General features: G+C 58.0%; 9 protein-coding genes. 6 read left to right on the top strand and 3 right to left on the bottom strand.

Translation table 11 applies throughout. The annotated features are described in order from the left end of the window. Nucleotides 1-186: 186 nt before the first annotated feature. Together UNPF46_RS06975 and UNPF46_RS06970 are read right to left on the bottom strand one after the other, a co-directional pair. Nucleotides 187-1,380 carry a CaiB/BaiF CoA transferase family protein gene (locus tag UNPF46_RS06975; protein WP_100179973.1) on the bottom strand — a complete coding sequence of 398 codons (1,194 nt, stop codon included), beginning with the start codon at nt 1,378-1,380 and terminating at the stop codon, nt 187-189. 120 nt (nt 1,381-1,500) lie between these two features. Then, a complete protein-coding gene (locus UNPF46_RS06970) occupies nt 1,501-1,713 on the bottom strand; it encodes a type 2 periplasmic-binding domain-containing protein (protein WP_347338560.1) in 213 nt (70 codons plus the stop codon). A gap of 291 nt (nt 1,714-2,004) precedes the next feature. On the opposite strand from UNPF46_RS06970, the gene UNPF46_RS06965 reads away from it, so the two are divergent. Together UNPF46_RS06965 and UNPF46_RS06960 are read left to right on the top strand one after the other, a co-directional pair. Continuing rightward, nucleotides 2,005-4,335, top strand: a complete 2,331-nt coding sequence (locus UNPF46_RS06965) for an FG-GAP-like repeat-containing protein (protein ID WP_142249491.1) — start codon at nt 2,005-2,007, stop codon at nt 4,333-4,335. Nucleotides 4,336-4,548: 213 nt separating this feature from the next. Continuing rightward, nucleotides 4,549-5,598: a GDP-L-fucose synthase family protein gene (locus UNPF46_RS06960; RefSeq protein ID WP_349628168.1), complete on the top strand. Its 1,050-nt coding sequence runs from the start codon at nt 4,549-4,551 to the stop codon at nt 5,596-5,598. A gap of 9 nt (nt 5,599-5,607) precedes the next feature. On the opposite strand, the gene UNPF46_RS06955 is transcribed toward UNPF46_RS06960, so the two are convergent. Then, nucleotides 5,608-6,822: a glycosyltransferase gene (locus UNPF46_RS06955; RefSeq protein ID WP_142249490.1), complete on the bottom strand. Its 1,215-nt coding sequence runs from the start codon at nt 6,820-6,822 to the stop codon at nt 5,608-5,610. 157 nt (nt 6,823-6,979) lie between these two features. Between UNPF46_RS06955 and UNPF46_RS06950 the strand changes: the two genes are divergently transcribed. The 4 genes from UNPF46_RS06950 to UNPF46_RS06935 are packed head-to-tail and all read left to right on the top strand — an operon-like array spanning nt 6,980 to nt 11,091. Then, nucleotides 6,980-7,984, top strand: coding sequence for an STELLO glycosyltransferase family protein (locus UNPF46_RS06950; protein ID WP_100179977.1), 1,005 nt, complete (start codon nt 6,980-6,982; stop codon nt 7,982-7,984). 21 nt (nt 7,985-8,005) lie between these two features. Further along, complete coding sequence (locus UNPF46_RS06945) at nt 8,006-8,800, top strand: TylF/MycF/NovP-related O-methyltransferase (RefSeq protein WP_100179978.1); 795 nt, start codon at nt 8,006-8,008, stop codon at nt 8,798-8,800. After that, a complete protein-coding gene (locus tag UNPF46_RS06940) occupies nt 8,797-10,278 on the top strand; it encodes a lipopolysaccharide biosynthesis protein (protein ID WP_142249489.1) in 1,482 nt (493 codons plus the stop codon). The genes UNPF46_RS06945 and UNPF46_RS06940 overlap by 4 nt, the downstream gene beginning before the upstream one ends. 12 nt (nt 10,279-10,290) lie before the next feature. Further along, the gene (locus UNPF46_RS06935) at nt 10,291-11,091 is read left to right on the top strand and encodes a hypothetical protein (protein ID WP_142249488.1); all 801 of its coding nucleotides are present in this window, start codon (nt 10,291-10,293) and stop codon (nt 11,089-11,091) included. Nucleotides 11,092-11,230 lie beyond the last annotated feature (139 nt).

Here is an 11,230-nt window from a genome sequence, read left to right as displayed (position 1 = left end):
CTAGAAAAGAAGACTGTCACTCCGGGTTTTCGCCGCCATCAATTAGTTAGCTCCAAGCCCAGCAACCAGAGAAATGCCCTCAACTGGTCAAGGCTGTGTCCAAAAAGCTTACACCATTTGTCTTAGCATAGAGAGAGCGGGCCCTCGCGTTTACAAATGCATTTGAAAGCGTAGCTTGAAACGAATTTAGATGACTCGGGTCTCTCTTAGGCTTGCGATCTCGCCGGCATCGAAGCCGAACTCCTTGAGCACCTCGTCGGTCTGCTCGCCGAATTCCGGCGGCCGCGCCACCATCTTGCTCGGCGTGCGCGACAGCGTCACGGGCTGGCCGACCAGGCGGATGTGGCGGCCCTCGTCGTTCGGCACATCCTGCGCGATGCCGAGATGCCTGACCTGGGCGTCCTCGAACATCTGGTCGATGGCGTAGATCGGCCCGCACGGCACGCCGGCCTCGTTGAGCTCGCGGACCCAGGTCTCGGTCGACTTTGTCACCGTGCGCTTCGCGATCTCGGCGTTGAGCGCGTCGCGGTTCTTGGAGCGGGCAGGGGCCGTCGCGTAGTCGGGATGGGCATAGAGCTCCGGTGCGCCGATCGCCTGCGCACAGCGCTCCCAGATCCGACCGCCGGTCGTGGCGATGTTGATGTAGCCGTCCGAGGTCTTGAACACGCCGGTCGGGATGCTGGTCGGATGGTTGTTGCCGGCCTGCTTGGCCACTTCCTTCTCCATCAGCCAGCGCGCGGCCTGGAAGTCGAGCATGAAGATCTGGGCCTGCAGCAGCGAGGTCTGCACCCACTGGCCCTTGCCCGAGACCTCGCGCTCGAGCAGCGCGGTGAGGATGCCCATGGCGCAGAACAGGCCGGCCGTCAGGTCGGCCACGGGAATGCCGACCCGCATCGGGCCTTCGCCCGGCGCGCCGGTGATCGACATCAGCCCGCCCATGCCCTGGGCGATCTGATCAAAGCCCGGCCGCTTGTGATAGGGCCCGTCCTGGCCAAAGCCGGAGATACTGCCATAGACGATGCGCGGGTTGATCGCGGCGAGGCTCTCATAGTCGATGCCGAGCTTCTTCTTCACGTCGGGCCGGAAATTCTCGACCACGACGTCGGCCTTGGCGGCGAGGCGCTTGAATACGGCGAGCCCGCGCTCGTCCTTCAGGTTCAGCGTCATGGCCCGCTTGTTGCGGTGCAAATTCTGGAAGTCGGAACCGCGCCGCGGCCCACCCGGCTGCTCGCCGCCGGCATCCTCGGTCAGCGCGTCGATCTTGACGACATTGGCGCCCCAATCCGCCAGCTGGCGCACGCAGGTAGGCCCGGAGCGAACACGGGTCAGATCGAGCACGGTGAAGCGCGACAGGGCTTCCGAGGCATGCGGAAAGGGCATCTTGAGAGGCTCCGGGACAGATTTCGGCGCCTACCATAGTGCCGAAAGGTCATGCGACAAGCCCGGGCGGGCGCCGGCCCCGCCTGCCGAAATGCCATGCCTGATCCGATGCCCGACCGATCAGCGCGACAGGCGCTTCAGTTCGGCGCGGGCCTTTTCGGCCAGGGGATCATCGCCGTGGCGTGCAATGAAGAGTTCGAGGGCTTCCCGCGTTCCCTTCCCGAGGGCGGCCTCGTATTCCTCCGCCACCGCGACGGCGGGGTCGCGGGCCATCGGCATGGCGGGCGCGCGCACCGCCTTGCCGCTGTCGTCCGCCTTGGCCTTTTCCACCATGACAGGCAGTCCTCCGAAGGGTTGTCGCGGCAGTCCGGCGAGCGCGATCAGGGCGCCCAACAGGCCGGCCGGAAGTAAACATCGCTTCATGAAGCCCCTGCAAATCACGGGTCATGTGGGAACGGAGACCGTTGCTCTTCTCCCGTATGACTACGGGATTTGATGGCTAACAGGGCCTTATGGAAGGGGTGCGGGCGCCGCTGCCCAATTTAAACCAAACGTTCAACTCTCAAGCTAGAATCATGTGCCGTCGCGGCGAATCACGCGCGATGCTCTGCTCTGGAGAGTCCCTTGGCTACCGCTGTTAATGTCAGTGCCACCAACAACGCCGAGATCGACGGCCTGCTGTCGGGCGCCAAATGGTCTGGCACGATCACTTACAGTTTTCCTGACGTAGCGAGCGACTACGCCAATCCCTATAGCGGCGGCAACGGCGAGCCGACCACGTCGGGCTTTGCAGCGGTGCCCACGCAGATCCAGGCGGCGATCAATTACGCGATCGGCCTGATCCTCAGCTACACCAACGCGGACATCCAGTACGCGGGCACGAACGGCGCCGACATCATGATCGCGCAGTCGCCGGCGGCCAGCCCGACCGCCTACGCCTACTATCCCGGCAACTACGCGCCCGGCGGCGACATCTGGTTCGGCACCCAGTACAATTTCTCGCTGGCCAAGCTCGGCAACTACTACTTCACCACTGCGCTGCACGAGCTCGGCCACGCCGTCGGCCTCAAGCACAGCCAGGAGACCGGTGGCCCCGCCAACGTCGCGGTGCCGAGCGCGCATGACGACAGCGAATACACCGTCATGAGCTATCGCAGCTATGTCGGCGGTTCGACCACGTCCGGCTACACCAACGAAGCGTACGGATATTCGCAGACCTATATGGCCAACGATATCCTCGCGCTCCAGACGATGTACGGCGCGGACTTCACGACCCAGAGCACCAACACGGTCTACACCTGGAATCCGACCACGGGCCAGGAGTTCATCAACGGTGTCGGCCAGCTCGCACCGGGCGGTGGCGTCGGCGGCTCGGCCAACCGCATCTACGAGACGGTCTGGGACGGCGGCGGCGTCGATACTTACGACCTGTCGAACTACACGACGAACCTGAGCATCAACCTCAATCCCGGCGCTTCGTCGGTGTTCTCGTCCGTGCAACTGGCGTATCTCGGCGATGGCCATTACGCGTCGGGCAACGTCTACAACGCCTATCTCTACAACGGCGACGGACGCTCCTACATCGACAACGCCATCGGCGGATCCGGCAACGACACCATCCTCGGCAATGCCATCGCCAACGTGCTGAACGGCGGCGCCGGCAACGATAAGATCACGGGCGGGGCGGGCAACGACACCATTATCGGCGGTTCGGGCACCGACACCGCAGTGTATTCGGGGGACGAATCCAGCTACGCCATTTCTTATAACTCTACGACGCAGGCATTCACGGTCGTTGACCTGCGTTCCGGCTCACCGGACGGGACTGACATCGTTACTGGTGTGGAGAACTTCCAATTCGGAAATGGTACACTGGCTACCTCGACGTTGATGAATAATCTGCAGCCTACAGGGGCTGGCTGGGTAGCTACTATCGACCAAGATTTCAATGGCGATGGCCACGACGACATCCTTTGGCTACAGCCGTCAACAGGAGCCGGGAAAATCGCCTATCTCGCCAACGGTGCTGTGACCAGCTGGGGCCAGTTTGCCACACCGGGTCAGGGTTGGGTCGTTATCGGTCATGGTGACTACAACCACGACGGGAACGTCGATATTCTCTGGCAGAACCAAACGACCGGTCAGGCTCGCGAGAGCCTTCTTACGGCCGGGCAAATCACGGCGACATTCGACTTTGGCGTCATGGGCTCGGACTGGCAGCTCATATCCTCTGGCGATTTTAATGGTGATCGAACGGATGATATGCTCTGGCGAAACAAGGCCACGGGCGAAGGAATAGAGTGGTTTCTCCAAAACGGATACGCAACGTCTTGGATGAAGTTCGGCGTTATGACTCCCGATTGGAAAGTGGCTTCGACCGTCGACCTTAATCAGGATGGAACGACGGATATTCTCTGGGAGAACACCAATACCGGCGATGGTCTCGAATGGTTCTGCAAGAACGGCTTCGCAGTGGGCTGGCAAAGATTTGGAACAATGGGTGCGGGCTGGGATGTTGTTGCATCGGCTGATTTCAATGCCGATGGCCGGGTGGACCTGCTATGGCAGAATAAGACGAGTGGCCGCTTAGTCGAGTGGTTTGTGAATGATCAGGGGCTTGCATTTGACTGGAAGGACATCGGAACCCCCGGTCAAAATTGGAAGGTCGCTGGGCTGCTGGACCTACATGGCACTAACGGCCCGATGATCTTGATGCAGAACCTGGTGACAGGTGTTGCAACCGAAATCTCGAGTAAACTTGCCGGGGCCGCAACTTCATTGGCCGCCTCGTCCGCGTCATCTGTTGCCTCTCAGCCAACCGCCTTGAGCAATCAATCGCTAGCGATCGACCCTAGCGGTAGCTTCTCCGACAGTCCTGCAGGCGGCTCACTGATATCGCAGGGCCACGAGAGTCTCAATCCTGTGGCGCACTTGCACGACTTTATGCTGCTCTGAGCCGCACGACTGCAGACCGCCTGCCTGCACCGTGACGTAATTTTCTGGCACGCGCGTTGCACCGGTCTTGGCTGCACAAAGCTGACGATCGAGCTAGGGGTCCATAGGACGCCTCTCCAGTAAAGTCGATTTCCCATCTCGGCGCCGCAAGAAGGCGGGGAAAGCGACGGTTGCCCCGAGCTTGATGCACGTTTATAAGCGTCCTGAATATTCATGCGCCAAATTGGGCTGATTGTGAGTGCTGCGATGCCAGATTCGTCATTTGATCTAAGGGGACGCCGCGTCTGGGTGGCTGGACATCGCGGGATGTTGGGTTCGGCATTGGTGCGCAGACTCGCGAGCGAAGATTGCGAAATCCTAACAGTCGGGCGCGAAGAGCTGGATCTTGGTGATCAAGCTGCAGTCAAGGCGTGGTATGCCAAAATGCATCCGGAGGTTGTTGTGCTGGCTGCGGCCCGAGTGGGCGGAGTGCTTGCGAACAGCAGGTATCCCGCGAGCTTTCTGTCCGACAACCTCGCGATCCAAGACAATGTGATCCAGGCGGCCGCGGCTCGGGGCGTCAAGAAGCTGTTGTTCGTCAGTTCTTCGTGCGTGTATCCCCGTTTGGCTGAGCAGCCTATTCGCGAACAAGCCCTGATGACTGGCCCTCTAGAGCCCACCAATGTGTGGTATGGCGTCGCAAAGATCGCTGGCATGATGCAATGCGCCGCATATCGACAGCAAGGTGGCCTGGATTTCATAGCGGCGGTTCCCGGGAATCTCTACGGACCGGGTGACTACTTTGACAATGAGAATTCTCATGTCATTCCGGCCTTCATTCGCCGTTTTCACGATGCTGTCAGCAGTGGACTGGATGAGGTCGTGGTCTGGGGTGGGGGAACTGCGCGTCGTGAATTCGTTTACGTCGACGAGTGCGCCGACGCGCTGGTTTTTCTTCTCAAGAATTATTCGTCGGGGGATATTATCAACATCGGTAGCGGTCTCGACGTTTCGATCCGAGAACTTGCGACCTTAGTTGCTGCCGTCGCCGGATTTACTGGGCGCATTAGTTTCGATACATCAAAGCCTGAAGGGGCGCCTCGCCGCCTGCTGAGTACAGACAGGCTTACGAGCCTGGGCTGGCAATCGAAGATGTCCCTACGCGAAGGATTGGAGTCCACCTATCAGTGGTTTCTGACCAGCCGTGCGGCCGGCTATGTTCCGCGCGGGTTTAGCCCTGACGATGGCGGCCGTGACGTTGCTGATCAAAAGGAGGGGCGGTAGTTAGGCCAGTTATGCGGCTGAAAACAACCTATTGATTCGCTTAATGAATTCCGCCGTCGCGTTCTCAGGGCTAAAAAATTGCTTGTATACTCGGCAACCGGATTCCGCGACGCGACGCGCCCAAAGGGGATCGTCAACAGCTCGCTTCATGCGCGCGACGAACTCCCCACCTGAAGCGGCCAGCCCGCAAGTTTGACCGTCAACAAGCGCCACATTTCCGAGCGCAACATTTTTATGGGCAATGACGAGGGTTGACTGGCTTAGTGCATAAAGGATGCGAGTCCTGTTGCCGACTGGAACGTCGATGGGGACCAGTGCCGCGTGACATTCGGCCAAAGTAGATGGAAGGTTCTCGACAAAACCTACGCGGACAAACTCTGGCTTGTCTTTGATCGCTTCAGCAAACCACTCAGGCAAGTTTCCCCGTCCGGCCAGTAGAATTTTGAAGCCGCGAGGTCCCCAGACCTGGAGCAGCGGGCCATATACCTTCGAGACCATGAAGTGCAGTGCTGAGCGCGAACCAAGACCCACCAGATTACCGAAGAACAAAAAAGTAGGTATCGCCGGCTTTACATGACCCGAAGCCGGAGCATCGATCACCGGCCAAGGGTAGGGGCAATATTGATGATTCCTGAGCCCCAACCTGCTTAGCTGGTCCTCAGACGACGCCGCCGAGACGATGACCTCGTCATAGCATGACAAGACATGTGCATAGACATGTTTCCAGTTTCGAGCTGCTAACCAGTATTTCGCGAAGTTGAAAATTCGCCATGGGCGCTCCTGAAGGCTGTAAAGACCATGGTAATAGGTCGTCTGGAAATTCAGGTCACCCAGCCAGGCGAGCTTTCGTGTGGCGGGTATCTCCAACCCAATCCATGCGGGCAGGACGTCAAACGCGATAAACAGGTCTGCGGCAAATTCTCGACCGCGCTCGATTAGTTTTGCGGCCCGCGAGAAATCAATCCGGTGCTTCCTCGCCCCCTGGATAACAAGTTGGCCGGTGCTTTCTGCCATCACTTCGAAATGCTCGTCTGCCACGGCTCTGCGATATGCCTCAAAAGCCTTCCGGTCCTTCTCGCCTTCGTCGAGCAGAATGAGGTGGAGGATGTCGAATGATTGAGCACGGATGCCCTGCAAAAAGCTATGAATGATAACGAGGCTAGCCCCCTCCCGTTCATCCGGAACACCTTTGGTGCAAAGAACGATTCGCCTACGTCGCGGCAACTTATAACTCCTCAGCAAAGGCTGGCTTTATGCGGTTATCCCTTGTCCAAGGGCCATTTTTAGCTTGATAATGCCGGAATAGTTTGCGAGGAGGCCAATATCAACTGCGCCTCCATGTTCCTAGCGAAGAAGTGGCAAAATAGGCGGTCCGGGACGAATGAATCAAGCAATTATTATTACTTCGATCAATCCTCCTAACGACGTCATGAGGAGCATAGCGGCAGATGCTCTACGGTCTGGCTTTGACTTCTTCGTTGTTGGGGATACAAGAACCCCGGCAAACTTTTCGATTGATGGATGCCGCTTTCTCGGGATCGCTGATCAGGCAAACTCTGGCTTTGCATACGCAAATCTCGCGCCTGTCAGAAACTACGCACGCAAGAATATCGGCTATCTGGCGGCCATCGCGAACGGTGCGCAGGTCGTCATTGAGACGGATGATGACAATTTCGCGCGACCGCAATTCTTCGAAAGCCGAAGCCGCACGCTGACCGCACCGGTAGTGTCGGGACATGGTTGGGTCAACGCCTATCGGTATTTCTCCGATGGGAATATTTGGCCACGCGGTTTGCCTCTGGATCACGTTCTGAAACCTGTTCCCGATTTTGCGAAATTGGAGCGTGCCGAGGTAGACTGTCCCATTCAGCAGGGGCTTGCCGACGGAGATCCCGATGTCGATGCACTTTATCGATTAGTGCTTCCCTTGCCTCATAACTTCAGGACCGATCGGGTCGTGGCATTTGGACCCGGCTCGTGGGTTCCGTTCAACAGCCAGAACACGAGCTGGTGGCCAAGCGCCTTTCCGCTGATGTATCTTCCGTCCTATTGCAATTTCCGAGTGACAGACATCTGGCGCAGCCTGATTGCTCAGCGTATCGCGTGGGCAAACGGTTGGCATGTGCTCTTCCATGGGCCAACTGTCTGGCAGGACCGCAATGAACACGATCTGATGAAGGACTTCGAGGACGAGATTCCGGGCTATCTGAATAATCATCGCATTCGACTGATGCTCGAGGATCTGCCGATTAACGGCGGGCCCGATCACATCAGGGAGAACGTGCGTCGCTGTTATCAGGCCCTGGTCGAATGCGAGCTGGTCGGCGCTGCCGAGCTTCCTTTGCTTGATGCGTGGACCTCGGATTTAGATCGGATTGTCAGCTGATATGCAAGGGTACGTGAGGCTATGAACTGGCAGGATCGTTTACGTGCATCTTTGCTGCCGACGTATGAGGGGCTGCCGAGCGGCTCCAAGCGGCTCGCGCGGCGAATTTTTGCTGTCCTCCAGGGGCCACTTTTCTCAGCTCGCGCGCGCTGGGTCCGCTTTACTTACTTGCGTCACGTCGCCAGGGAGCGGAGGTATCTGTTTCTTTGCGTAGCTCGCTTCGCGAACGTGAATCGGCCGATCAAAGGCTACTACATGGAATTTGGCAGCTTCGGCGCCAACACCATGAGGCTTGCATATGACAGTTTCCATCATCTGTTTGACTGGCGGTATGTGGCTTTCGATTCTTTCGAGGGATTGCCAGCTATATCGGAAATCGATCGCCAGGACGCTTGGGAGCAGGGCAAGCTGAAAACTGCTGAGGCGGACTTCAAGCGAATATGTCGTCGTCATGGTATGCCGACAGATCGACTGCGCACGGTAAAAGGTTTCTATGATGTGAGTCTGACATCAGATCTTGCTCGCGAGCTCCTTCCGGCCAAGGCCGCCGTCGTCTATATCGATTGCGATCTCTACGCATCCACTGTTCCCATCCTCTCCTTCATCATCGATTTCCTGCAGGTTGGTACGATCATCGTGTTCGACGATTGGAACTGTTTCTGGGCGGACCCTGATCGTGGTGAGCGACGAGCTTGGCGTGAATTCTGTGAAGCGTATCCGCATTTTCGTTTTGAACCCTTCGTGCAGACGGGAATGCAGATGTCCTTCGTCTGTGTCGGTCTCACCGCCAACGCCAGCGGGAGTTCGCCCGCGTGAGCTGGCTAATAGCGCTTCGCGGCCGTTTTGCGGGGCGCGTTCTGCTCTTTGTAAGCGCGACAGTTTTCCAAGCCCTCATGTCTGTCGCCATTTTGCCTTTAACAACGCTTGTATTGACCGCAGCCGACTTCGGCTATTTTGCCTTGATGATGTCGTGGGCCGCGCTGGCTAGCGCGTTTGGCGATGCAGGTGGCTCCCTTGCACTTCCGGCAAACTATTCCGTTGCTTCGACGACTGAACGCCGGCGGATGCTATCGAGTTTCTTTTTGGTCTCGCTCCTGACCAGCTCGGGGCTGGCCATCCTGCTCGTGGCTGCTTGGCCGTCCCTGCAAGAGATGATATCGGTCGCGGAAGAGACTTCACGCGCGACTCTTGTGCTGACAGCTCTCCTCATTCCGCTGAAATCTGTGACGTCTCTCTCGACCAATGTTTTTGCCGTTGCTGGCCGGGGGAATGCGGTTGCAGCTCAGATCGCTCTGCAGGCAGTTGGATCTTTTGCCGGCACTTTGATCTCGCTCTTTGGTCTGCACTTAGGTGTTTCATCACTATTCGTGGGGGCAGTTGTCGGGCAAGCGTGCTCTGTTTTGGTAGCCGTGGCGGCGCTGGGTGCTGAACCATGGCACGTACCTAGCCGTCGATGGTTATCGGTCCTTCGAGCCCACACTCTCACATCGCTTGTCGCGGGCTTCACGGGGGGATTCCGCAGCATCGGGGAGAATTCGGTGGTGGCGGCAAATCTCAGCATTTCTGCTGTCGGATATCTTGGCCATGCCCGGCTCTACTATGGGACGTTGCTCGCTGGCACCAATGCGGTTGCGGTTAATGTCTGGTCCGCCTCGCTGGCTGAGGCGCGGGATGGGCGGGGGCTTTTCACACTAACCAAGCGTGTGTGGATACCAATTCATATCCTGATTGCTCTATTCGGCGTGGCGTTCTCCTGCTTCGGTAAGGACTTCGTCTCCATACTGACGCATGACCGGTTGACTCCCGCTGCGGAGCTCGTGCCCTGGTTTGCGTTGCTTCTGCTGCTTCACATTTCAGGCAGAGTGCAAAATGCGACCCTCTATGCAAACAACGAGGCGAGAAACCTCACCAACGCGAGTTCGCTGATTTCGATTTGTTGCCTCGCCACGCTGCCGTTTGTCGTTGGTAAGGTGGCTGGGGTCGGCTGCAGCCTTGGGTTGGCGGGAGTCATTCTCGTCCTTCTCGCTGAAGCGGCTTTGTTCCGGGGTTACATTTACTGGAGGTCGATTGCTTTTCAGCGATTTCGGGGCTTTGACGATAGTCGGGTAGTCTGCGGGGGCGCTGTAATCATCCTAAGCTGGCTCTTCAACGAGTACATGGCGCCCTCGCTTGCGACAAGAATCGCTCTATGCATAGCGCTGTGCGCGGTCACAGGCGTCGTCGAACGAGAGCGCATTATCGACCTGTTTCGCGTTCTGCAAAGTCGATCTCAAGCAACGATCCAGAACATTTGAAGAGGGCAACTCGTGGCGAAATACGATATGGGAGCTCTCCGAGCCGCAGCAGAGACTGCAGCGGCGCTTCTGCTCGAAGGTTATGTCGATCGATGGGTCGAGGGGGCGATTTTTCCCTGCGAGGTGGCATTTTTCCTGGCTCGTTGCATGACTGAGGACGTTTCGGTCGTCGTGGAATCCGGCCGGCAGGATGGCTACTCGACGGAAATTCTGGGTGATTGGGCCAGGCGCAATGGCCGCAAGCTTGTCTCGATAGATTTGGAGCAGGATCCGGCACGAGCCGCAGCTTGTCGCCGGCGTCTAGCGCATCTGCCAATTGAGCTTGTCAAAGGGAGTGCCTACGAAGAGTTCGGTCGTTGGGCGGATAGGCTGCGAGGCGCGCGGGTCGGTTTTCTAGTCGATGGTCCGAAGGGGTGGCCGGCTATTTCCATGATGGCTGCCGGTCTGGCCGAAAATGTTCGCCTGATGGCCATTCACAATCTGACGGTTGGGAGCGGAGAGCGAGCGTTCTTTGAGCAGTTCGGCACGGAGGTTTTCTACGAAACAGCGCTTGCTGAGCCTGGGCCTCGCTGGCGCGAGCTGCGTAAGCGTGAGATCGAAGTGGCGATCCGCGAAGGTGCTGCCCGGTCGTTGGAGATGTCCTCGCTCGGAGTTCTAGTGCTCGATTCAAAGCGTCGGGAGCGCATTCGTGGTGCTCTCCGGAAAGAGTTTGGTCTCCATCAGCCGAGGGTTGTCAGGGCCCTTTGGTCACTAGGAGCCTACCGCGCAACCACGAAGCTTTATGGCTTGTCTTACAGGCTTTTGGGACGCTAAGCATGCCAGCTGCCACATAAGGCTAGGAACCGAGGGGAACCGTCTCCGGATCTCTATAGATGCGCAGCTGAATGCGGTCTAATGCCTAGCTTCGCTTGATTGTGATGCAATAGTCCAGTATGTCGAGACTCTTCTCTGT

The organism is Bradyrhizobium sp. UNPF46 (assembly GCF_006658625.1).
Classification (GTDB): domain Bacteria; phylum Pseudomonadota; class Alphaproteobacteria; order Rhizobiales; family Xanthobacteraceae; genus Bradyrhizobium; species Bradyrhizobium nitroreducens.
Note: the sequence above shows the minus strand (reverse complement) of the source record. Positions and strands in the feature narration are given on the sequence as shown.